The organism is Rhodococcus sp. WS3 (assembly GCF_003797085.1).
Taxonomy (GTDB): Bacteria; Actinomycetota; Actinomycetes; order Mycobacteriales; family Mycobacteriaceae; genus Rhodococcus_F; species Rhodococcus_F globerula.
On sequence record NZ_RKMA01000003.1, the window covers coordinates 523,890 to 545,691 of the forward strand.

At 62.1% G+C, this 21,802-nt stretch carries 24 protein-coding genes and 1 pseudogene; 11 read left to right on the forward strand and 14 right to left on the reverse strand.

Features of this window, described 5'->3' with window-relative positions:
* The first annotated feature begins 46 nt into the window (after positions 1-46).
* Together EEB13_RS23600 and EEB13_RS23605 are read left to right on the forward strand one after the other, a co-directional pair.
* Entirely contained in the window at positions 47-1,000 is a 954-nt protein-coding gene (locus EEB13_RS23600) for an ATP-binding cassette domain-containing protein (RefSeq protein WP_141486398.1), read from the forward strand.
* A complete protein-coding gene (locus EEB13_RS23605; RefSeq protein ID WP_141486399.1) occupies positions 997-1,758 on the forward strand; it encodes an ABC transporter permease in 762 nt (253 codons plus the stop codon). The genes EEB13_RS23600 and EEB13_RS23605 overlap by 4 nt, the downstream gene beginning before the upstream one ends.
* A 92-nt stretch (positions 1,759-1,850) precedes the next feature.
* On the opposite strand, the gene EEB13_RS23610 is transcribed toward EEB13_RS23605, so the two are convergent.
* The 5 genes from EEB13_RS23610 to pdxH form a co-directional block, all read right to left on the reverse strand.
* Positions 1,851-2,213 carry an FKBP-type peptidyl-prolyl cis-trans isomerase gene (locus EEB13_RS23610; protein ID WP_019744913.1) on the reverse strand — a complete coding sequence of 121 codons (363 nt, stop codon included), beginning with the start codon at positions 2,211-2,213 and terminating at the stop codon, positions 1,851-1,853.
* Between the two features lie 37 nt (positions 2,214-2,250).
* Complete coding sequence (locus EEB13_RS23615) at positions 2,251-3,549, reverse strand: citrate synthase (RefSeq protein ID WP_033234107.1); 1,299 nt, start codon at positions 3,547-3,549, stop codon at positions 2,251-2,253.
* Between the two features lie 405 nt (positions 3,550-3,954).
* Positions 3,955-4,902 carry an aldose 1-epimerase family protein gene (locus EEB13_RS23620; RefSeq protein WP_095888382.1) on the reverse strand — a complete coding sequence of 316 codons (948 nt, stop codon included), beginning with the start codon at positions 4,900-4,902 and terminating at the stop codon, positions 3,955-3,957.
* Positions 4,903-4,942: 40 nt separating this feature from the next.
* Positions 4,943-6,208, reverse strand: coding sequence for an MFS transporter (locus EEB13_RS23625; RefSeq protein WP_033234105.1), 1,266 nt, complete (start codon positions 6,206-6,208; stop codon positions 4,943-4,945).
* Positions 6,205-6,918 carry a pyridoxamine 5'-phosphate oxidase gene (pdxH, locus tag EEB13_RS23630; protein ID WP_045069790.1) on the reverse strand — a complete coding sequence of 238 codons (714 nt, stop codon included), beginning with the start codon at positions 6,916-6,918 and terminating at the stop codon, positions 6,205-6,207. The genes EEB13_RS23625 and pdxH overlap by 4 nt, the downstream gene beginning before the upstream one ends.
* Positions 6,919-7,163: 245 nt before the next feature.
* On the opposite strand from pdxH, the gene EEB13_RS23635 reads away from it, so the two are divergent.
* The gene (locus tag EEB13_RS23635; protein WP_141486400.1) at positions 7,164-8,291 is read left to right on the forward strand and encodes a citrate synthase 2; all 1,128 of its coding nucleotides are present in this window, start codon (positions 7,164-7,166) and stop codon (positions 8,289-8,291) included.
* Between the two features lie 179 nt (positions 8,292-8,470).
* On the opposite strand, the gene EEB13_RS23640 is transcribed toward EEB13_RS23635, so the two are convergent.
* Together EEB13_RS23640 and EEB13_RS23645 are read right to left on the reverse strand one after the other, a co-directional pair.
* A complete protein-coding gene (locus EEB13_RS23640) occupies positions 8,471-9,223 on the reverse strand; it encodes an ATP-binding cassette domain-containing protein (RefSeq protein WP_222839819.1) in 753 nt (250 codons plus the stop codon).
* Positions 9,224-9,270: 47 nt separating this feature from the next.
* On the reverse strand, positions 9,271-10,035 hold the full coding sequence (locus EEB13_RS23645; RefSeq protein WP_261984628.1) for an SDR family NAD(P)-dependent oxidoreductase: 765 nt from the start codon (positions 10,033-10,035) through the stop codon (positions 9,271-9,273).
* Positions 10,036-10,359: 324 nt separating this feature from the next.
* On the opposite strand from EEB13_RS23645, the pseudogene EEB13_RS32095 reads away from it, so the two are divergent.
* From EEB13_RS32095 to EEB13_RS23675, 6 genes and pseudogenes are all read left to right on the forward strand, one after another.
* Positions 10,360-10,526 (forward strand): annotated as a pseudogene (locus tag EEB13_RS32095) (SDR family mycofactocin-dependent oxidoreductase); the annotation flags it as partial.
* A 38-nt stretch (positions 10,527-10,564) separates the two neighbouring features.
* Positions 10,565-11,035 carry a nuclear transport factor 2 family protein gene (locus EEB13_RS23655; RefSeq protein ID WP_141486403.1) on the forward strand — a complete coding sequence of 157 codons (471 nt, stop codon included), beginning with the start codon at positions 10,565-10,567 and terminating at the stop codon, positions 11,033-11,035.
* Positions 11,032-11,544, forward strand: coding sequence for a VOC family protein (locus EEB13_RS23660; RefSeq protein ID WP_045069020.1), 513 nt, complete (start codon positions 11,032-11,034; stop codon positions 11,542-11,544). The genes EEB13_RS23655 and EEB13_RS23660 overlap by 4 nt, the downstream gene beginning before the upstream one ends.
* A 297-nt stretch (positions 11,545-11,841) precedes the next feature.
* Positions 11,842-12,969, forward strand: a complete 1,128-nt coding sequence (serC, locus tag EEB13_RS23665) for a phosphoserine transaminase (RefSeq protein ID WP_033234102.1) — start codon at positions 11,842-11,844, stop codon at positions 12,967-12,969.
* A gap of 190 nt (positions 12,970-13,159) precedes the next feature.
* Positions 13,160-14,134 carry a septation protein SepH gene (sepH, locus tag EEB13_RS23670; protein ID WP_095888373.1) on the forward strand — a complete coding sequence of 325 codons (975 nt, stop codon included), beginning with the start codon at positions 13,160-13,162 and terminating at the stop codon, positions 14,132-14,134.
* 90 nt (positions 14,135-14,224) lie between these two features.
* A complete protein-coding gene (locus tag EEB13_RS23675; protein WP_261984629.1) occupies positions 14,225-15,217 on the forward strand; it encodes a DUF6928 family protein in 993 nt (330 codons plus the stop codon).
* 4 nt (positions 15,218-15,221) lie between these two features.
* On the opposite strand, the gene EEB13_RS23680 is transcribed toward EEB13_RS23675, so the two are convergent.
* The 3 genes from EEB13_RS23680 to EEB13_RS23690 are packed head-to-tail and all read right to left on the reverse strand — an operon-like array spanning position 15,222 to position 16,922.
* On the reverse strand, positions 15,222-15,476 hold the full coding sequence (locus tag EEB13_RS23680; protein WP_141486405.1) for a DUF2537 domain-containing protein: 255 nt from the start codon (positions 15,474-15,476) through the stop codon (positions 15,222-15,224).
* Positions 15,476-16,282, reverse strand: a complete 807-nt coding sequence (locus EEB13_RS23685; protein ID WP_033234365.1) for a TrmH family RNA methyltransferase — start codon at positions 16,280-16,282, stop codon at positions 15,476-15,478. Before EEB13_RS23685 ends, EEB13_RS23680 begins: the two co-directional genes overlap by 1 nt.
* Before the next feature lie 31 nt (positions 16,283-16,313).
* Entirely contained in the window at positions 16,314-16,922 is a 609-nt protein-coding gene (locus EEB13_RS23690) for a TetR/AcrR family transcriptional regulator (protein WP_141486406.1), read from the reverse strand.
* 67 nt (positions 16,923-16,989) lie between these two features.
* On the opposite strand from EEB13_RS23690, the gene EEB13_RS23695 reads away from it, so the two are divergent.
* Positions 16,990-17,538: a hypothetical protein gene (locus EEB13_RS23695; RefSeq protein WP_141486407.1), complete on the forward strand. Its 549-nt coding sequence runs from the start codon at positions 16,990-16,992 to the stop codon at positions 17,536-17,538.
* Here EEB13_RS23695 and EEB13_RS23700 read toward each other — a convergent pair.
* From EEB13_RS23700 to EEB13_RS23710, 3 genes are all read right to left on the reverse strand, one after another.
* Positions 17,522-18,829, reverse strand: coding sequence for an MFS transporter (locus EEB13_RS23700; protein ID WP_141486694.1), 1,308 nt, complete (start codon positions 18,827-18,829; stop codon positions 17,522-17,524). The genes EEB13_RS23695 and EEB13_RS23700 overlap by 17 nt on opposite strands.
* Positions 18,830-18,919: 90 nt before the next feature.
* On the reverse strand, positions 18,920-19,351 hold the full coding sequence (locus EEB13_RS23705; RefSeq protein WP_033234097.1) for a MarR family winged helix-turn-helix transcriptional regulator: 432 nt from the start codon (positions 19,349-19,351) through the stop codon (positions 18,920-18,922).
* Between the two features lie 63 nt (positions 19,352-19,414).
* Positions 19,415-20,869, reverse strand: a complete 1,455-nt coding sequence (locus EEB13_RS23710) for an NCS2 family permease (RefSeq protein WP_033234096.1) — start codon at positions 20,867-20,869, stop codon at positions 19,415-19,417.
* Positions 20,870-20,984: 115 nt separating this feature from the next.
* Between EEB13_RS23710 and EEB13_RS23715 the strand changes: the two genes are divergently transcribed.
* Positions 20,985-21,239 (forward strand): DUF2530 domain-containing protein, encoded by a 255-nt coding sequence (locus EEB13_RS23715; RefSeq protein WP_033234095.1) that lies wholly within the window; start codon positions 20,985-20,987, stop codon positions 21,237-21,239.
* 7 nt (positions 21,240-21,246) lie between these two features.
* Here EEB13_RS23715 and EEB13_RS23720 read toward each other — a convergent pair whose 3' ends face one another.
* Positions 21,247-21,801, reverse strand: coding sequence for a phosphatase PAP2 family protein (locus tag EEB13_RS23720; RefSeq protein ID WP_033234094.1), 555 nt, complete (start codon positions 21,799-21,801; stop codon positions 21,247-21,249).
* Position 21,802 lies beyond the last annotated feature (1 nt).

Genomic DNA, 21,802 nt, shown 5'->3' on the forward strand with positions numbered 1-21,802 from the left:
ATAAACACGAGTTTATGCCATACACAGTTCTCACTTGGAGGTCTCGATGTCAGGAACGATCCCCGCAATCTCGGTCCGCGGACTTCGCAAGCGCTACGGCGATCAACAGGTTCTGGGCGGACTCGACCTGTCGGTCCCGGCCGGATCGGTGTACGCGCTCCTCGGCGCGAACGGCGCCGGAAAGACAACGGCCGTAAGAATTCTCACCACCCTCATACCCTTCGACGCCGGCGAGGTCACTGTGGCCGGTCATTCGCTTCCCGGCGATCCACGGAACGTTCGCCGACGCATCAGCGTCACCGGGCAGTACGCGGCCGTCGACACACTGTTGACCGGCTCCGAGAACCTGACCCTCCTGGGCGAGCTGAATCACCTGGGCCGGAAGAACTCTCGAAGACGTGCCGACGAACTACTCCACCAGTTCAACCTGACGGACTTCGGTGACAAGCGAGCGGGCGACTACTCGGGCGGCATGCTCAGACGACTCGACATCGCGATGAGCCTTGTTGCACGACCGGACGTCGTCTTTCTCGACGAACCCACCACCGGCCTGGACCCGCGAAGCCGCCACGAAATGTGGTCGATAGTTCGTGGTCTCACGGCTTCAGGTGTCACGATCTTCCTCACCACCCAATACCTCGACGAGGCAGACGAATTGGCCGACACCGTCGGTGTGCTCAGTGGCGGTCGTGTGGTCGCCGAGGGAACACCGGACGAACTCAAACGTCTGGTTCCGGGCGGCCATGTCGCGCTGCAATTCGAGAACCTCGCTCAACTCGATCTCGCCGCGGCGTCACTTCCGCAAGCACATTCGAATGCCGAGATTCTGACCCTGCACATCCCTTCCGACGGGACGGTTCCGTCGATCAAAGCCATCCTCGACTCGATTGACGACCCGTCGATCACCGTCGAGAAGTTCTCCGTTCACACTCCGGATCTGGACGACGTGTTCTTCGCACTCACCGGATCGGGCCAACCCGAGATTGCGAGCGTTCGATGACCTCCACCATGACAATCGACTCCTCGGTGATGCTTCGCCGAAATCTCAAACACGTTCTCCGCAGCCCTGATTCGATGATCACCGCGATAGCCCTGCCGGTCATGCTCATGCTGCTGTTCGTCTACGTCTTCGGCGGCGCTATCAATACCGGCACCGAGTACATCGACTATGTCGTGCCAGGCATCATTCTGCTGTGTGCCGGTTTCGGTGCCTCCACCACCGCCGTCAGCGTCTCGAGCGACATGAAGGACGGGATCATCGACCGTTTCCGGACGCTCGCGATCTCACCATCGTCCGTCCTGACCGGGCACGTACTGGCCAGCGTCGTCCGCAACGTCCTGACGACGGCGATCGTGGTTCTCGTCGCTCTGATCATGGGTTTTCGCCCGACAAGCGATCCGTTGCGCTGGCTCGGCGTCGCCGCTGTGATCGTCGCCTTCGTCTTTGCCATGTCGTACCTCTCGACAGCTTTGGGGCTCTTGGCCAAGAACCCGGAGGCTGCAAGCGGATTCACCTTCGCCATCATGTTCCTGCCTTACGTCAGCACTGCCTTCGTACCGGCTGAGACCATGCCGTCATGGCTGCAGGGATTTGCCCGGCACCAACCGGTAACCCCGATCATCGAGACGGTGCGCGGACTCCTGATGGGCACGCCGATCGGGAACAGCGCGGCCATCGCCCTCGCGTGGTGCCTGGGCATCGCCGCCGCGGGATTCGTGTGGTCGAACTGGCTCTACCGACGAAAGACCGCGAGCTGACCACACAAGAAAGCCCCACACCTGACGGTGCGGGGCTGCTTGTGCTGTGCGCCTTTATTAACCGCGGGGGGTTAATAAAGGCGCACAGTGAATTACTTGGCTTCCAGCAGATCGATCACGAAGACCAAGGTCTTGCCGGAAAGCTGGTGCCCTGCACCGGCGGGGCCGTATGCCAGCTCCGGCGGAATGGTGAGCTGGCGACGTCCGCCGACCTTCATGCCCGGGATGCCGTCCTGCCAACCCTTGATCAGGCCACGAAGCGGGAACTGAATGGACTCGCCACGGCTCCAGGAAGAGTCGAACTCTTCACCGGACTCGAACTCGACACCGACGTAGTGAACGTCGACGGTGCCACCGGGAACGGCTTCGGCGCCTTCTCCGACAACCAGATCCTTGATGACCAGATCGGTCGGCGCGGGGCCTTCCTGGAACTCGATTACGGGCTTGCTACTCATGGGTCCTCCTCGTTGAGGCGAAAATTGTGGGCAGGGGCTAGCGGGTGGTTATATCCCGATAGTCACGCTCGGTGTAGCCGGTGTAAATCTGGCGCGGGCGGCCGATCTTCGTAGCCGGATCCTCGTGCATTTCACGCCAGTGCGCAATCCAGCCGGGCAGACGGCCCATGGCGAAGAGCACGGTGAACATGCGGGGCGGGAAGCCCATCGCGCGGTAGATCAGACCCGTGTAGAAGTCGACGTTCGGGTACAGCTTGCGCTCGATGAAGTAGTCGTCCGTGAGGGCGGCCTCTTCGAGCTGCATGGCGATATTGAGCAGTTCGTCGTCGCCGCCGAGCTTGCCGAGGATGTTGTGCGCGGTCTCGCGGACCAGCGCGGCGCGCGGGTCGTAGTTGCGGTAGACGCGGTGCCCGAAGCCCATGAGCTTCACGCCGTCTTCCTTGTTCTTGACCTTGCGGACGAACTCGGCTGCGGTGCTGCCGTTTGCCTTGATGTCGTCGAGCATCTCGAGCACGGCCTGGTTGGCGCCGCCGTGCAGCGGGCCCCACAGTGCGTTGATGCCGGCGGACACCGAGGTGAAGAGGTTCGCGTCGGAAGAGCCGACCATGCGCACGGTGGACGTGGAGCAGTTCTGCTCGTGGTCTGCGTGCAGGATGAGCAGCATGTCGAGTGCCTTGGCGATCTCGGGATCACCCTGGTACGGCTCGGCCGGGAAACCGAACGTCATGCGCATGAAGTTCTCGACCAGGTTCAGCGAGTTGTCCGGGTACAGGAACGGCTGTCCGACGGACTTCTTGTATGCGTAGGCCGCGATGGTCGGCAGCTTCGCGAGAAGACGAATGGTGGAGAGTTCCACCTGTTCCGGATCCTCGGGATCCAGGGAATCCTGGTAGTACGCGGAGAGCGCGTTGACTGCGGAGGAAAGAACCGGCATCGGGTGTGCGTTGCGCGGGAATCCGTCGAAGAACCGCTTGAGGTCTTCGTGCAGAAGAGTGTGGCGACGGATGCGGTCCGTGAAGGACTCGAGCTGTGCATCGGTCGGGAGCTCACCGTAGATCAGCAGGTAGCTGACTTCGATGAAGGTGGACTTACCTGCCAACTGCTCGATGGGGTATCCGCGGTAGCGCAGGATTCCCTTCTCGCCGTCGATGTAGGTAATTGCGGAACTGGTGGATGCGGTGTTCACAAAGCCGGGGTCGAGGGTGGTGTACCCCGTATCGGCCAGCAGCTTTCCCAGTTCGATGCCGTCATTGCCCTCGGTTGCCCTGGCAATGGACATCGTGTGCTCACCACCGGGGTAAGTAAGCGTGGGCTTTGTGTCATTGTCAGCGGGCACGAAGGATCCCTCTCAAGCTCAAACCAACGAGTAACTACATACGATCAACTAGAAACTAGTCGCACCGAACACAACGCGCCCAGGGAGGGTCGCTCCACGGGGGTTTTGCACGTCGATCAGTGTCGGACATACACCCCGAAACTGCAACAGGTTTCAGAGCGTCGAAGTACTGTGCTCCAGCTCGCATTTCAGGATTCGCACATGGCCTTGATCTGGACTTTCCTTCTCGCGCAACGCCTCACAGATCCAGCCCCACCGCGCAAAATGTGCCGCCGAATCGAACGGTGTTCGGCAAATCGCGACTATCGAGACTTCGCAGCCGTTTGTTACAGCCTCCCACTATCTGGGATACGGATCACAGTACCCAGCGCTGGATCCCAAGATCACAGAGCACGATCCTCCGGATCAAAGTGCACGGATCCCCCACACGCCGGACCACGTTTCGCCTGGGCCGAGAATCAACATGTCGATTCCCGAGTTGAAGGCGTCCGGTGGGCATGTCATCGGTTCGAGCGCCAGAGCACGACCGCGGTCGGGATAGCCCTTACCGTTTGCGGGATCCGCGATGAAGGCCTGAATCCACGGAAACTCGCGCGTCGTCCACAGTGCGGTCCCGGTCCCGTCCGGCGCAAGCAATTCGTGCTGTGTGCGGCCACTACCGTCGACCACGTCCAATGCACTGAACGGCGTGTCCAGCTGCACACCTTCGAGTGGGCGCGGGGTCCGGAAATCGAAATCCGTGCCCTCGACGGCCTGCGAATACGCGTTCGGCAGCATCCGCTCCGGATCGATCGGCAATCGTGTTCCCGCTGCCAGGTGCAGTGAGCACTCGTCGAGTGGGACATCACCGACGCGGATGAACGGGTGCGTGCCAAGTCCGAAGGGCGACGGAGTGGCGCCCTTGTTGGTCGCGGTGTGGGTGACCGTCAATCCTGTTTCGTCCACTGCGTAGACGATCGACAGCGCAAGCGGATACGGCCAGCCCTTGTGCAGGCCGACGTCCACCGACAGTTCGACGCGATCGAAGGTGTGATCGACGAGGTTCCAATTGCGACGACGCACAAACCCGTGGCTGGCGTTGTTCAGGACCGGTTCGGTGATCTCGAGTTGATGCTCGATACCGTCGAACATGAAGTGCCCGTCCCGAATCCGATTGGGCCATGGTGCCAGGACCAAACCGGCCGACAGCGGCGGCTTCGATCCGAGTTCCCAGGTTTCGGTGAGCGCACGTTTGCCGGACGGCCCCTCGTGATCAAGCAATCGCAAACCTGCACCGGCTGCCGCGATTTCGGCGCGATAACCTCCACCACGGATCTCGAAGCCGCCCTTGCCCGTGCTGTGCGGTTGCGTCATGGAATCAGTTTCCCCCACAAACCGCCCACATACTAGGACGTCAGACGGCGCGTCCCACCCTGTAAGCGACGAATGTCGGGAACATGATCGCCGACACGACAACGCCGATTACCACCAAAACGCCGCCGCCTGCCGCCGCCACCCCCGTTCCGAACAGGAAGGCAGCAGCGCCGTGCACCACGTCGCCGATACGCGGACCACCCGCCACAACCACGATGAAGACACCTTGCAGTCGACCACGCATGTCGTCCGTCGCGACCTGCTGGAGCATCGTGCTGCGGAACGCCGCTGAAATCATGTCGACGGCGCCACCGACCGCGAGGAACGCGACCGCCACCCAGAGCAGAAGCACGCTGGATCCGGGACTGGCGTAGTACACGGCCACACCGAAACCGACCATCGACAGTCCCCACAACGCGATGCAGATCAAGACAGCACGCCCCTGGTACTCCACCCGCGGTAGCCAGCCCGAGAACACGCCGCCCAGAACGGCTCCCGCCGACATCGCGGCGAACAACAGTCCGAGGGCAAAGCCGCCGGTGACGGGATCACCGAACGATTCGTGCGCGATTTCCGGGAACAGTGCCCGCGACATCCCGAACACCATCGCGATGATGTCGACGACAAACGAAGCGAGCAGCACCTTCTGCGTGGCCAGATAGGCAAAGCCGCCAAGGACCTCGCTCAGACCGGCCCGTCGCGACGTGCCTGTCGGCGGAATCGCCGGCAGCTTCCACACCGCCCACAGTGTGGCGAGCAGGAAGATCGAGTCGAGCAGATACAGCAATTGCAGCCCAGCAGTCGGAATGAGCACTCCGGCAAGCATCGGACCAGCGATCGCGCCGAACTGCACAACCGTCATGTTCAGCGAGTTCGCAGCAGGCAGCTGCCTACCCGGTATCAACCTCGGAATGATCGCCGCGCGTGTCGGCTGATTGACCGCAAAAAACGCTTGCTGCACGGAGAAAAGCACAAGCACGAGCCACACGTTGTTCACACCGAGCGCCGCCTGTATCCACAGCAGCACCGACGTGACGCCGAGTCCGATCGACGTGATCATCAGGAGCCGTCGCCGATCCATCACGTCGGCGAGGGCACCGCCCCACAACCCGAAAACGATCAGCGGGACGAGACCGAAGATTCCGGTCAGACCGACATAGGCCGAACTGCGCGTGATCTCGTACACCTGTTGCGGAACAGCCACAACACTGAGCTGGGCGCCGATAACGGTGACGATGCCGGCGGTCCACAGGCGGCGGTAGTCGAGATTTTCGAGCGGAGTCGTGTCCGCGAGAACCCGCCTCACGGTTGGAGACGAACTGCGGACCACTGACCGTCGACGACGGTGGTGCGGACCCGATTGTGCATACGGTTGGCGCGGCCCTGCCAGAACTCGACGGACTCCGGCCGGATCAGAATCCCGCCCCAGTGCGGCGGCACGGGAATCTCTCCGTCGATGCCGAAGCGTGCGGCCACCTCACGGAGTTGTTCGTCCAAGACGGCGCGTGATTCGACGGGCTGCGACTGATGGGACGCCCACGCTCCGAGCTGCGATCCTCGCGGACGGGTTCGCCAATACTCCTGCGTCACTTGCGGACTCACATGCTCGACTGCACCTCGAACAGTGACCTGGCGAGCCAGGGTCAGCCAGGTGAAATTGGCCGACGCATACGGATGGGCGTCGAGTTGCCTGGCCTTGTCCGAACCGTAATTGGTGAAGAAGAGGACCCCCTCCTCGGAGAGCCCCTTGCACAACACGGTCCGCGACGCGGGGTGACCGTCCTCGCCGAGAGTCGAAAGCGTCATCGCATTCGGTTCCGGCGCATCCGCCTCGACGGCATCCAACAGCCACTGACGCATCAGCGGCAACCAACCGTCGGCAACCTGACTCACGTCCAACTCGACGCGCATCCGATCGTGCACGGCCTCCGATTCACTGCCTGGTTGCGGGTACCCCACACGCATCGCAGCGAGTTCACTGTTCACCACCACCGGGTCCTGACGTTCCTTCGACACAGCCCAGAACGCTACTCCCGGGTACCAACCGGCCACCGACTACTCGGGACGCGCTAAAGTTTGCCGTGGCTAGACCCGATCCGAACCGCGAGCCGCACCAGCGACAGCAGCCGAATCGGGACCAGACGATTGCGCAGTACGAAACACGGTGCGTGCTCATCCCTGCGAGCACCGAGGCGCAGTCACGGAAGCTGAGGCAGTGCGACTGAAGACCTGGCGCACTCGAACGAGGAGAGTCCACGAGAATGGCAGCGAGCGCAGCAATACCGGACGATTTTGTGAGCGGACTCGAAGGCGTCGTAGCCTTCACCAGCGATATCGCCGAACCTGACAAGGACGGCGGCGCACTGCGTTACCGCGGCGTCGACATCGAAGACCTGGTCGGCCAGAAGGTGACCTTCGGCAACGTCTGGGCACTGCTCGTCGACGGCCGTTTCGGCCCCGGCCTGCCGCCGGCCGAGCCGTTCCCCCTCCCCATCCACACCGGCGACGTCCGTGTCGATGTCCAGGCCGGACTTGCGATGCTGGCCCCTATCTGGGGTTACGAGCCGCTCCTCGACATCGACGACGAGACCGCTCGCGATCAGCTCGCCCGTGCGTCCGTCATGGCCCTGTCGTACGTCGCGCAGTCCGCTCGCGGCATCTACCAGCCGGCAGTTCCGCAGAAGCGCATCGACGAGGCCAAGACCGTCACCGAACGCTTCATGGTCCGCTGGAAGGGTGAGCCCGATCCCGCGCACGTCGAGGCAATCGACGCGTACTGGGTTTCGGCAGCCGAGCACGGCATGAACGCCTCCACCTTCACGGCCCGCGTCATCGCCTCCACCGGCGCCGACGTCGCCGCTTCGCTGTCCGGCGCCATCGGCGCAATGTCCGGCCCGCTGCACGGCGGCGCACCGGCCCGCGTGCTCCCGATGATCGAAGAGACCGAGAAGACCGGCGACGCCCGCGCACTGGTCAAGGGAATCCTCGACCGCAAGGAAAAGCTGATGGGCTTCGGGCACCGCGTCTACCGCGCCGAAGATCCCCGCGCCCGCGTGCTCCGTGCAACCGCGAAGCGCCTCAACGCTCCCCGCTACGAAGCTGCCGCAGCTCTGGAGCAGGCAGCGCTGGCAGAACTGCGTGAGCGTCGTCCCGATCGCGCGATCGAGACCAACGTCGAGTTCTGGGCTGCCGTCATCCTGGACTTCGCCGAGGTTCCCGCGCACATGATGCCTGCCATGTTCACGTGTGGCCGCACCGCTGGTTGGTGTGCGCACATCCTCGAGCAGAAGCGCCTCGGCAAACTGGTTCGCCCGGCAGCCATCTACACCGGCCCGGCACCGCGTACTCCCGAGTCCGTCGAGGGCTGGGATCAGATCAGCCACGCGTAAGTTTCTCCGCAGCACAAACAACCGGCCGGGTACCTCTCACGAGGTACCCGGCCGGTTGAATTATGTCGAGTTGCTGCCTAGGACAATGAACGTCCATCCTTCACGGCCGGAATCTGCTGGAACAGTGCGTTGTTCGTCACGTCCGTGGTCGGCACGTAGATCGGCAACGAACACGGGAGTTACCCGTGGTGCCGCCCCTCATCGGCGGCCTCTGCGACCCCCAGAATTCGCCGACTTTCTTCGCGCGGCGTCCGCTCCCCGGAGGTGTCGGGCACGTCCTTGACTAAGACCACGAGTTTCATGCCCCCATCAGATGCACACGCCGACAATGTCGCAATCAGACCAGCACTCAAGACGCCTGCAACGGCAACCTTCGTAGCGACTTTCCTGACGAAATCGAGCTCGTGGGTCACGAGCACCATCGTCACGCCGCTCTCTGCCAGCTCCGAAACCACCGACCCCACTTCGATGCGCAGCTCCGGGTCGATGGCCGAGGTGGGCTCGTCAAGGAGAAGGACTTTCGGATCGAGTGCGAGTGCGCGGGCGATCGCGACGCGCTGTTGCATGCCTCCTGAGAGTTCGGACGGCATTCGGCGCATCGCGTCCTTCAGTCCGACTCGCGTCAGCAGGTCCACTGCTCGAGCCTCTGCCTCGGCGCGGCTACGCTCGAGCCCCCGTACTTGGGCGAGCACCACGTTTTCGAGCGCATTCATATTCGGGAAGAGATTGAAGTGCTGAAACACCATCCCCAGTGACCTGCGAAGCACAATGAGCTCACGCGCGTTCAACAGCGTGCGCTCTTTGAAGAGCGTTTGGCCGGCAAGCTGAACTTCGCCCGAGGAAGGGATCTCGAGTAGGTTCATGCACCTCAGAAGGGTGCTCTTGCCGGTTCCACTCGGACCGATGAGTCCAAGAATTTCGCCCCGGCTCACCGAGAGGGTTACATCCGAGAATTTCGGCTGGTTATCAGCCGATGTGTTTAGCGTCCAAATACCGTTCCACCGTTAAGATGGATAACCTGCCCGTTGACCAGGCCCCCTGCCTCGCTGCAAAGCCAGAGGATCGCTGCACCGACATCGGCGCCACGACCGAGCCTGCCGATCGGAATCTGACGGATCATCCTCTCCAGCGCAGGGTCGTCAACATCACCGAGCCCCTCCATCATCCCCAACGCCAACGCATTCGCAGTTACTCCGCGCGAACCACACTCGACACTGAGGTGTCGAATCAACGCTTCCGAACCTGCCTTGGCGGCACCGTACGCCGAGACCCCGATGGAAAGACCTCGCGATGATGCACCCGAGGATATCTGAATGATGCGGCCCCACTCGTTCGCGAGTTGACCAGGGAGTACCGCCTGGACGACTCGCATCATCGCAGACAGGTTGAGGTCGATCTGCCGCTGCCAATCCGCCTCCGGCATGTCGACAAATTGATTCGGGCGTGCGCCAATGTCAGGGATGCCCGCATTGTGAACAAGAATATCGACGGAGGCCCCGTCGTCGGCCAGCGCAGTTATCGCCTGCTCCACTGCGGCGGCGTCTGTCACGTCAAACACCGACGAAAATGCCGATCCTCCGCTGGCGATGATGGCATCGGCGACCGACTGAGCCCTGTCGGCGTGTAAATCGTTCACTATGACTGTTGCTCCGCAGGCTCCGAGAACACGGGCGATACCTTCTCCCACCCCTCGGCCCGAACCGGTCACCAAAGCAGTGCGCCCATCGAGTCGAAATTGCTCCACACTCAGGTCCATCATGTCCTCTCGGTCGGGTCAGCTGATTACGACATACTCGTCCCGCAACTGAACGACCAGACGCGCCATCTCGAAGAACGAGATATCGCATCAGGGACTCGCATCAACATGTGCGCCTGCACTGCGCCTGCCCAAACGGGTTAAACCCGTGGCAACGGTCCCGATGGGCCTTGACCCGTGCCCCACGTACGGGTCAACGCCCCTCTGCCCTGCTCCATCTCGATAGTCGAGATGCACCGACTCTCCAACCACAGCCTTTGGCTTACTGATTCGAGTACGGCTCACTGCCACACACGACAAAGAGGGACCTTCATGGACGAATTCGAAGGCAAAGTTGCACTGATCGCCGGAGCCACACGAGACCAAGGACGGCCTCACGCAGTGTCTTTTGCCGAAGAGGTGCCGACATCATCATTGTCGATCGGTGCGAAAACCCTGAGACCGTCACGTACCCGATGGCAACAGTCGAGGACCTCGACTGACACCATCAACCCTGCACCAGAGAGCTGGCTGGAAATTGAGTAACTCCGCCACTGAGATAACGAACCTCTTGTACCGATACGCCGAGAACATCGACCGGGGTCGCCTCGAAGAAGCCGCGGCGCTGTTCCAGCACGCGACCATACGTACCCGTAGCGGCGACGCACTCGACGAGTCCGGCCTGCTGAACCTGTGGCGTACCAACATAAAGATCCATGCCGACGGTACGCCGCGCACCAAACATGTCATCACCAATCCCATCCTCGAGATCGACGACGAGGCCGGGCGTGCGACGTGCCGTTCCTATTACACTGTGCTGCAAGCAACTTCGGCACTGCCGCTGCAGGTAGTCGCCGCCGGGCGGTACCACGACGAGTTCGAGCGCGCAGGCGGGATATGGCGTTTCACGTCCCGCGACTACTCGCTGCTCGATTTGGTCGGCGATTTCAGCGGCCATCTCATGACCGCACCGGCAAACCCGGAAGGGCACGAGGGTGGCTCGCTATGACACAAAACAAGGCGATCGAACCGTTCATGCAAATTGGGTATCTCGTGTCGAACCTGGACGAAGCGGTACACGCCTGGTTCGAAGAGAGCGGTGTCGGACCATGGCAGATCTATCGCAACCTCGACATGGCAGGCAACCATCGCGGTCAAGATATCGACATCGTCATCAACGCGGCCTTCGCGTACTCGGGAAGCACTCAGGTCGAGTTGATCGAGGTACTCAGCGAAGGTCCCTCGCCCTACCACAATGCCGACGGTACGAAATTTATCGGCTTGCATCATGTTGCGCGATTGACCGACGACTTGGATGCGGAGTTGGCCCAAGCCACCGAGCGTGGATTGTCCGTGGTTTTCACCGGGGCTACGTCATCCACGAGCGTGGCCTACATCGAGTCCGCGGCTATGCCGGGCACGATCATCGAGTACATCAAGAATCCGAGCATGCCGGCGATGCTGGCCGAGGGCGTGGAGTTCACTCGAAACTGGAATGGCCTCAATCTGATTCGCTGAATGTAGGAACACTTCCCCTGGACGACGGTTCTCATTTATTGGGAGCGCGATGCTCTCTGCGTGTCAACGGCATCTGAAAATTCAGATGCCGTTGACATTCCAGATCGCATAGCAAAGGAACAAGTTTTCGCCATCCGGCTTGTACTCGAGCTTTTGTTTCATGCGTGGTGGGGTCTCATTTTGCGGACCCACGAAGCGTTTCGACACTCGCCGCAGCACCTCGACCGTCCACTACGACACCGCAGCCGTCTAAACTAACCCGGCAAAGGTTCCTCGACGTTTAGGACGCACTGACCAATGGCTGACGCTACCGCCCCGATCATCCCCGCCGATCTCAAACCCGCTGACGGACGCTTCGGCTGCGGTCCTTCCAAGGTTCGCCCCGAGCAGCTGCAGTCCCTGGTCGACGTGGGCGCTTCGGTCTTCGGCACCAGCCACCGCCAGAAGCCGGTCAAGAACGTTGTCGCCAGCGTTCGTTCCGGTCTCGCCGACCTGTTCTCCCTCCCCGAGGGATACGAGGTTGTCCTCGGCAACGGCGGAACCACCGCGTTCTGGGATGCCGCTGCATTCGGCCTCATCCGCGAGAAGTCGCTGCACCTGACCAACGGCGAGTTCAGCTCCAAGTTCGCTTCGGTCGCCAAGGCCAACCCGTTCATCGGTGACCCGATCGTCGTCTCCGCTGATCCGGGCAGCGCACCGGCGCCGGTCTCCGACCCGTCTGTCGACCTCATCGGCTGGGCACACAACGAGACCTCGACCGGTGTTGCGATCCCCGTCTCCCGCCCCGCCGGTTCGGAGAACGCCCTGATCGCCATCGACGCCACCTCGGGCGCCGGCGGACTGCCCGTCAACGTCGCCGATTCGGACATCTACTACTTCGCTCCGCAGAAGTGCTTTGCTTCGGACGGTGGACTGTGGATCGCACTGATGAGCCCGGCCGCCCTCGAGCGTGTCGCAGAGATCAAGGATTCGGGACGCTGGACCCCCGACTTCCTGTCCTTGCCCATCGCCGTGGACAACAGCTCCAAGGATCAGACGTACAACACTCCGGCACTGGCAACGCTGCTGCTCTTCGCCAACCAGATCGAGTGGATGAACAGCAACGGAGGCCTCGACTGGGCCACCGCACGCACCGCCGACTCGTCCTCACGCCTGTACAACTGGGCCGAGGCCAGCGAGTTCGCAACGCCGTTCGTCGCTGATCCGGCACACCGCTCGCAGGTTGTCGGCACCATCGACTTCAACGACGACGTCGACGCAGCCGAGGTTGCAAAGATCCTGCGCGCCAACGGAATTGTCGACACCGAGCCGTACCGCAAGCTCGGCCGCAACCAGTTGCGCGTCGGCATGTTCCCGGCCATCGACCCCGAAGATGTCACCGCTCTCACCAAGAGCATCGACTGGGTCGTCTCGCAGCTCGGCTGAGCCACGCCTGTAGTTCTCGTATCACGCCGCCGGCCTCGACTCCATCCGCGAGTCGAGGTCGGCGGCGTGATTGCGTCGATATCCGTACGCGACCGGTCTGCCGGGAGTGTCCTGCCGGGCTGGTCATCACAAATGAATTACAGTTGACTGCGGCGCAAAGTCGCGAGCCGGCGCGATAAGGGAGGTCAATGTGCGAGAGCTTCGAGTGATCGGACTTGAACCCGATGGATCGCATGTGGTGTGCGCCGACGCCGAAACCGGCCAAAAATTTCGACTCCCTGCCGACGACAAACTGCGCGCAGCGTGCCGGGGTGATGTAGCTCGACTCGGCCAGATCGAGATCGAAAACGAAAGCCAGCTCCGCCCCCGCGAAATCCAGGCCCGTATCCGATCCGGCGCTTCCGTCCAGCAGGTCGCCAAGGAAGCCGGCATCCCGGTCAGCAAGGTCGAGCGCTACGCATACCCCGTCCTTCTCGAACGCTCCCGAGCAGCAGAAATGGCGCAGGGTGGGCACCCGATCCGTGACAACGGACCCACCGTGCCGACGCTCGCGGAAATCGTGACTCACGCATTTCGTGCCCGCGGCCACACCATCGACGACGCCACGTGGGATGCCTGGCGCGACGAGGACAATCACTGGGTGGCTCAGCTGCAATGGCAGGCCGGGCGCAGCACCAACGCCGCACATTGGCGCTATCAGCCGGACGCGCACGGTGGAACCATCGTCGCGCTCGACGACACTGCATTCGACTTGATCGATCCGGATTTCGGCCGCCCACTGCGCGGTCTGGCACCGGTGGTCTTCGAGCGTCCCGAACTGTCACGGATCGATAACAACTTCGAACCGGACGAAGAAGTCAACCCTGAAGCCGAGACTCACGACGCTGTCACGGTTGTCACCGAAATACCCCCCGTCGCGGAAATCCCGGCTCGGGTAGACACTCCGACTAGCGTAGAGACTCCGGCTCGCATGGAGACTCCGACGGTCAAGGCAGAGGTCGAAGCCGAGCCCGAGCCGCAGATAGAAGAAGAAACCCCGGAACCTGCCGAAGACGTCACGCCCAAGGCAGCGCCGCAACAATCGTCGACCAAGGACAAGCGCGGAAAGCCCGCCCTTCCGTCATGGGACGACGTTCTCCTCGGTGTGCGTAGCAGCGGCCGCTGACGCTCCCGCCCGGAGCGGACCGGCGGCAAGATCACCGGCCGATTCGTCGTATTCTTCTAAGCAGCGAGGGTTCAGGAGAGAGGGCGATCGGTGGCTGCACGTGTATCAACAATTTGGTTTGTCGACAACAATGACGTTCGCGCTGAACTGAGTTTGTACCCGCAGCCCGACCAGGCCGCGGCACTCGCGATCGCGCAGCGACTACACCCCGGCAAAGAGTTCGAGTCTCTCGGCCCACACCCGCTGTCGATCGCTGCGACCGTACAACCCGGCTATCTCTTCATCGGCACCTACGAGAACATCAGCGTCGTCGCCAGCGCAGAGTTGAGCGCGTGCCTTCCGTCGGAACTTCCTGAGTCCTGGCTACTTTCGCCGCACGCGCCGCTCACCTTCCTGGTCAGCTCGTCACCCGACCGCGCGCAAGGGTCCTTTGCCATCTGGGAAAACGGCCAGCTGCGACGCTCGTTCAGCGCACTCCCGATCGACATCGTCGAGAACATCGGCATCCCACAGACTTGGGAGTTGCCCTACTGGTCGGGCAAGCACCCCTTGCGTTACCCCCCAGGCATTTTGCCCGATCCGCAAGCACTGCCGTTCCATCCCCAGCAGTTCGCCGAGGCCGCCAACGCGGAATGGCTGGGATTCCGATACACGGGTGCGCCGCACGAGGGCGATCTCGACAAGACTCAAATCCTGTTGTGGGGATTCAAGATTCACCAGAAGTCGGAAGCCCCGAAGGCGACGGTGCCGACAACCGAGCAGCCTGAGCAGGCTGAGCAGGCGCAGCAGGCAAAGCCCAAGCCTCCAGCACCCGAACCAGTTGAGATCCCACAATCAGCTCCGACACCCGTTCCGCCGGCAAAACCGGTTGCTGTTGCGCCCGAACCAGATCCACCGATAACAGAACCGAAGGCAAGGGAACCGAAGCCCCCGACACCCGTCACAGCTGAGCCCCCTCAACCTGATTTCACCGACGCGCCGGAAGTCCCCCGGGCTCAAATTCCTGAGGCTCCAATTCCTGAGGCTCCAACTCCCGAGCCGAAGAAGCGAAGCCGACTGGCCCGATACTTCGGCTTCCACTGAGTACTCAGGCGATCGCGGCTATCCACCCCAACGGAATACCCGCTACCGCACCGTAAACCACCCATCGCCAGATGGGGACGGCCCGCCACCGCCACACGGTGGGAGCCAAGCCGGCCACCGCGATGACGTTGACCGCAACGGCAAGAAACACGTTGACGTGTGCCAGGCCCTGACTGAACGCGCCTACCGCGGCAGTGGACAGCATTGCGGCAAAAATCGATACCACAACACCGGTGAACCAGGGAGTTCCGGTCGGCATTACTGCCGGGTCCTGACTCGTTCATAGAAGGCCATTGCGGCGGCGGTCGCGACATTGAGTGAATCCGTACCCGGCGCCATGGGGATTTTTGCGCGAATATCCGTCGCACGCATGGCATGTTCGGTCAGGCCAGGACCTTCGGCGCCGAGCAACAGGGCTACCTTGTCTCCGGTCATCGCTTCGGCCAGTGTCACGGCCTCCGGATTGGGCGTTAGCGAGATGAGCTGAAACCCGTTGCTGCGCAGCTCTTCCAGGTCGTAGGGCCACTTCTCGACATGGGCAAACGGAACTCGCAGTACGTGCCCCATGGACACGCGGACCGAGCGGCGGTACAGCGGATCGGCGCAGCCCTTTCCGAAAAGTACGGCGTCGACTCCGAGTCCCGCGGCGTTGCGAAACATCGAGCCGAGGTTTTCGTGATCGTTGACGCCTTCGAGAATGGCAATTGTTCGGGCGTCCTGCAGGATTTCCGAGACAGCCAGCGGCGTCGGCCTGGCAGCTGCGGCAAGCACTCCACGGTTGAGATGGAATCCGACCACTTCTGCCATCACCTCCGCACTGGTTCGATAGAAGGGAACATCAACACCGTCGAGGTCCTCGGCAAGTTCCTGCAGTCGGCGATCGACTCCGAGGAGACTGATCGGCTCGAAACGCGAGGTCAGCAGTCGCTGGGTGACAAATACCCCCTCCGCGATGACCAAACCCTTTCCTTCGGGGAGGTCGGGTCGGCGATCGGAGGAGTTGAGATCGCGAAAGTCATCCAACCGGGAATCGGCTGGATCTGAGATATCGATGACGTGAACCACGGCTTCTATGGTGCCGTATCGGATGCCGTCGTCAGTCACTGCTCCCGGCTGCGGTGATCAGCGAATCGAAATGGGCGTCGAGCACTTCGGTGATCGCGGCCGGGTTCACCCTCTCCGGATTGTTGACACCGTGCGCGGCAAGCCCGTCGACCAGCGCGTGCAGGCGCATCGCTTCGCACTCGGCGGAACCGCCGGACCGAAGAAAACCTGCATCACTCAACGCCTCGACGAACTGACGGAAGTGCCCGAACAGGGTTCGATCCGTCCGCTCCCGGACCACCGCCAAGTCCGGTTCTGTTCGCGATGCCGCGGCGAATGCCTCCCAGACCTGCATCTCTTCGCGGCGGTCGGCGTCGAGGGGAACAAATTGTTCGGCAAATTGCCGTATCGCCCGCCTGATGTCGGGATCGAACTCGATGCCTGCGATTCGATTCTCGACGCGGACGGAGACCAATTCCATGGCAAAGAGCAAGAGCTCGGATTGAGTCGCGAAGAAATGCCGCAGGGAGCCCGTAGACATGCCCGCCTCGTCGGCGACGGTACGGACACTGGCGGCGGCCATTCCGTCGCGTCTGATCACACGCCAGACAGCTTCCGCGATCTGTTCACGGCGCTCTTCGGAACTGGGTCGTTTCGCCACTTCACAAAACTAACACAGCTGTGCTAGTTTTCAATTACTAACACAGTCGTACTAGAAACGAGTTCCCATGATCGTCACACTCATCGTTGCCTGCGAGATCATGTTCTGGGTTTTCATCGCTGCAGGATTGACGGCTCGGTACCTGTTCCGGAAACCCGGCGTCGGCGCTGGCCTCTTGACCTGTGCTCCCCTGGTCGACGTCGTACTTCTGGTCGCCACAGCCCTTGATCTGCGCGACGGCGGGCAGGCAAACGCCAGCCACGGACTGGCGGCCGCCTACATCGGTGCATCCATTGCGTTCGGGCACAGCCTCATCTCGTGGGCCGACGCGCGATTCGCCTACCGATTCGCCGGTGGACCGAAGCCCGTCGCACCTCCGAAATACGGGACGCCGCGGGCGGTCCGAGAGTGGCGTGAATTCGGGAAAGCAGCATTGGCCTGGGCCATCTCGTGTGGGCTACTCGCCGCCGCGATCATCATGGTCGGCGACGCCTCTCGCACCGAGGCACTGAGCAGTTGGGTCCGCACACTCACCGTGGTTCTCGCAGTGTGGGGCGCAATCGCCCTCAGCTACACCGTTTTTCCGAAGAGAGAAAAGCTCACGGTGCGCGGTTAGCTTCCACCGCTTGCTCGGTCGCATCACAGACGACGGCAAGACGCAGGTCGAACACCGGCAGGCGTCCGCCGTCGTCGGGCATTTTCAATCGCAGTTTGAGGCCTTCGCTGCGCAGGAGATATATCCCGGCCAGGGAGGCGGACACCAGCGAGATCGCGCCACCGATGATCAACGGTGCCCGCGGATCCACGGCGTCGGCCAACCAACCCAGCATCGGACTGCCAAGTGGGGTGCCACCGAGGAAGCTGAGCATGTAGATACCCATCACCCGCCCCCGCATCTCCGACGGCACCGACATCTGCAGGATGTTCATCGCCGACGTCGTGAAGGTCAGCGTCAGTGCGCCGGTGGGAATCAGCATCAACGCCACCAGGGGGTACGTGGGCATCAACCCGACAGCGATTTCGAAGAGACCGAACGCCGCTGCCGCGCTGAGGAACGTTCGCAGGCGCGGAGCGTCCTTGCGTCTGGCGGCATACGCGGCGCCGGCCAAGGTACCCACAGCGAGTGTGGTGGAGAGCAATCCGTAGGCGTCGGCGCCGCGATCGAACGTAGTGCGCGCCATCACCGCGAGGCTGATCGGAAAGTTCAGGCCGAACGTCGAGACCATGAAAACCGACACCATGATGACCCGCAGGTCCTTACGGCCCCACACATATCGGAATCCGTCACGCACCTGTCCCTTGGCGCGCGGCGTCGGTTCCGACGGGATCAATTCCTTCGCATTCATCAGTGCTAATGCGACAAGCACACCACCGAAGGTCGCGACGTTGAGCAGGAAAACCCAACCCGTACCGATCAGATTGATCAGCACCCCGGAAATGGCCGGACCGATAATGCGTGCGGTGTTGAAAGTCATGGAGTTCAACGCAATTGCGTTGGACAGATGCTCTTTACCCACCATTTCGATGGTGAACGACTGGCGTACAGGCGCATCCACCGCCGATACACAGCCAAGGGCAAACGCGATCAGATACACGTGCCACAGAGCAACAAACCCGCCGACGTCCAGGACACCCATCACCAGGGCGCACAACGCGCTCGCCCACTGCGTGAAGATGAGAATGCGCCGCTTGTCGTACCGGTCGGCGAGGACACCGCCCCACACCGAGAGGAACAGCGTCGGTCCGAACTGCAATGCCATGACGATGCCGACTGCCAGTGCATTACCGTCGGACAGCGTCAGAACCAGCCAGTCCTGAGCGATGCGTTGCATCCACGTTCCGACCAGGGACACGATCTGCCCGGACGCCCAGAGACGGTAGTTTCGGTTGCGGAGTGCGGCAAACATGCCGGATTCGGGGTCACGGGGCACTACCCCATCTTGCTCCTGCGATCATTCGCGTGAGCAACTACCTCACCGCGACACCATGGAAAGCGGTTATTCGGAGGCGCTGACGATCTTTGTGATGATCTCGACAGCACCGCGAAGTGTTGCCAGATCTTCGGCGCTCAAGTCGGAAAGTCGCTCGTTCATCCAAGCCTCACGCGCGTGGGTCTCGTCAGCGAGTAGCGCATTACCTGCGTCGGACAAGCTCACGATGATCTGACGACCGTCCGTGGGATGGGGTGAACGCTGCACCAACCCCAGTTCTGCGAGGGACGCCACCACCCTGGTCATCGACGGCGGCTGCACCTTCTCACGCGCCGCGAGTGCACCTGGGGTCATTGGTCCCTCTTGCGAGAGTGTCGCCACAGCCGAGAGCTGTGTCAGGGATACCTGCGCGTCGGCCCGTCGTCCTCGCAGATGCCTGCTCAGACGCACAACCGCCAATGACAGATCACTGGCGAGCGCTCGAGTTTCGGTGGTCACGCGAGAACAATACGTCAACAACTGGCCGGTAGCCGGGTTATCGGTTACCAGCCAGTTGCAGGTTTACGTCAGTGCGTCGGTAATCGGCCCGACAGTGAAGTACGCGACGAACAGTGCCGCGACGATCCACAGCAACGGGTGGATCTTCTTGGCACCGCCGGTAGCAGCGTGCAGAACCACCCAGGAGATGAATCCGACGCCGATGCCGTTGGCGATCGAGTAGGTGAACGGCATCACGATCATCGTCAGGAACGCGGGAAGCGCAACCGAGAACTGCGTGAAGTCGATGTCACGGACCTGACCGATCATCAGTGCGCCGACGATGACGAGGGCCGGCGCTGCGGCCTCGATCGGCACCACCGAATACAGCGGTGTCAGGAACATCGCGACCAGGAACAGTAGACCCGTCACAACGTTTGCCAGGCCGGTCCGAGCGCCTTCCGCGATACCGGACGCCGACTCCACGAACACCGTGTTCGACGACGCAGACGCGCCACCACCGACGATGGCACCGGCGCCTTCCACGACGAGAGCCTTACCCACATTGGGGAGGTTGCCGTCCTTGTCCGTTAATCCGGCTTCCTTGCCGAGTCCCGTCATCGTGCCCATGGCGTCGAAGAAGTTCGCGAGAACGAGTGTGAACACGAGCAGGCTGGCTGCCAGAACACCGATTCGGGTGAACGCGCCGAAGAGACTGAAGTCCCCGACCAGGCTCAGGTCGGGCATGCCACCGAACATGTCGGGGATCGCGGGAACGCTGAGGTTCCAGCCCTTGGGGTTGGTTCCGAGCGACGGTCCGACCTCTGCAACCGCTTCGATGATCGCAGCCAGGATGGTCGTGGCGATGATGCCGATGAGCAGGCCACCACGAACCTTGCGCACCACGAGCACACCCATGATGAGAACACCGAAGATGAAGACCGCAGTCGGCCACGACGCGATGGAACCGTTGATACCGAGCCCGACGGGGACCGTCGTACCTGCGGCGTCGGGGATCCGACGGACGAATCCGGCGTCGACCAGACCGATGAACGCGATGAACATGCCGATACCGGCGGCAATGGCCGATTTGAGTGCATTGGGAATCGCGTTGAACACGGCGGTCCGGAAACCGGTGAGCGCCAACACGACGATGATGATGCCGTCGATGACCACCAGGCCCATGGCTTCCGGCCACGTGACCTGCGGGGCGATCGTGACGGCGAGCAGGCTGTTGATACCGAGGCCGGCCGCGATCGCAAACGGATAGTTCGCGATGATGCCGAACGCGATGCTCATCAGACCGGCAACCAGGGCGGTGACCGCAGCCACCTGGTTGACCGGCAGAATGTTTCCGAGGACGTCGGTCTTTGCGACGGCGTCATCCGCCGAGAAGCTACCGAGGATCAGCGGGTTGAGAACCACGATGTACGCCATCGCGACAAACGAGACAACACCGCCGCGAACCTCCGTGGAGATCGTTGATCCGCGTTCACTGATCTTGAAATACGTATCGAGAATTTTCCCGGGTGCCGCCATCTTTTTCCCATCGCTGTCATAGGTCGCCGGTGTTCTTGCGCCGCCGTGTGCCGGCGTACGAAGGCCGGTCGCATAAGGGAGAGTAGGGCACAGGGGTACGGGTAGCGTTAATTTTGTGAACGAGACGCCCAACACAACAACCGTTATCGACCGTTTGTCCGCACCGGCGCCGGCTCTCGTCGTCGGCACGCTGGCGTGGGTGGTCGTGACAGCCGTGGTCCTCCTCAGCGGTGATCGCTGGTCGGGAGCACTGCCCATCTGTTACGCCGGGATCGGCGTCGGATTCCTCGGCTACAGCCTCTTCTGGCTCCAACGCCGCGCTGCCCGCCGAGGCCGTCGAGGTGCCCAACAGGGCGCCGGACTGCTCTGAGAAGCGATCAGACCGGCTGTGGTTCGCGGCGGCGCTGTCGCGAGCGAGAGGTTCCCAGGATCCACACTCCCGCCCAGATGACACCGAACGCCCACCCTGCCAGGACGTCCGTCATCCAGTGCGCCGCGAGGTAGACGCGGGAAAACCCGACAGCGACGGTGTACAGCGCGAGCGAAACAAGCATCGTGACTCGAACGAGCGACGGCAACGTCAGCCGAACGATCACAGCAGCCACCACCGTCGCAAGAATTGCCGTCATCATGGCGTGCCCGGACGGGAAAGAGTACGAGTCGATCTCGATCAGGCGCTCCGGAACCGGTGGACGGGTTCGCGTGAAAATACGCTTCAACCCACTCATCACCAGCAGTCCGGTCAGCATGGAGCCCGCCACGAGGAGAGCGTCGATGCGCCGACCGCGCATCAACAAGGTGATCGTCAGGACCGTCGAGATGATCCAGGCGGCCAAGGTTCCACCGCTGTCGGTGATGACATCCACCACATCCACAAGCCACGGCGTCCGTTGGTCGACTGCAGAATCAAGTACCCACTGATCGAACGACACT

Excerpts from the sequence above, each read along its gene's own strand:
- EEB13_RS23710 (WP_033234096.1), bottom strand. The coding sequence starts at position 20,869 with ATGGCGGCACCCGGGAAAATTCTCGATACGTATTTCAAGATCAGTGAA.
- EEB13_RS23600 (WP_141486398.1), top strand. The coding sequence starts at position 47 with ATGTCAGGAACGATCCCCGCAATCTCGGTCCGCGGACTTCGCAAGCGC.
- EEB13_RS23635 (WP_141486400.1), top strand. The coding sequence starts at position 7,164 with ATGGCAGCGAGCGCAGCAATACCGGACGATTTTGTGAGCGGACTCGAA.
- serC (WP_033234102.1), top strand. The coding sequence starts at position 11,842 with ATGGCTGACGCTACCGCCCCGATCATCCCCGCCGATCTCAAACCCGCT.
- EEB13_RS23680 (WP_141486405.1), bottom strand. The coding sequence starts at position 15,476 with ATGCCGACCGGAACTCCCTGGTTCACCGGTGTTGTGGTATCGATTTTT.
- EEB13_RS23660 (WP_045069020.1), top strand. The coding sequence starts at position 11,032 with ATGACACAAAACAAGGCGATCGAACCGTTCATGCAAATTGGGTATCTC.
- EEB13_RS23695 (WP_141486407.1), top strand. The coding sequence starts at position 16,990 with ATGATCGTCACACTCATCGTTGCCTGCGAGATCATGTTCTGGGTTTTC.
- EEB13_RS23605 (WP_141486399.1), top strand. The coding sequence starts at position 997 with ATGACCTCCACCATGACAATCGACTCCTCGGTGATGCTTCGCCGAAAT.
- EEB13_RS23620 (WP_095888382.1), bottom strand. The coding sequence starts at position 4,902 with ATGACGCAACCGCACAGCACGGGCAAGGGCGGCTTCGAGATCCGTGGT.
- EEB13_RS23700 (WP_141486694.1), bottom strand. The coding sequence starts at position 18,829 with ATGTTTGCCGCACTCCGCAACCGAAACTACCGTCTCTGGGCGTCCGGG.
- EEB13_RS23610 (WP_019744913.1), bottom strand. The coding sequence starts at position 2,213 with ATGAGTAGCAAGCCCGTAATCGAGTTCCAGGAAGGCCCCGCGCCGACC.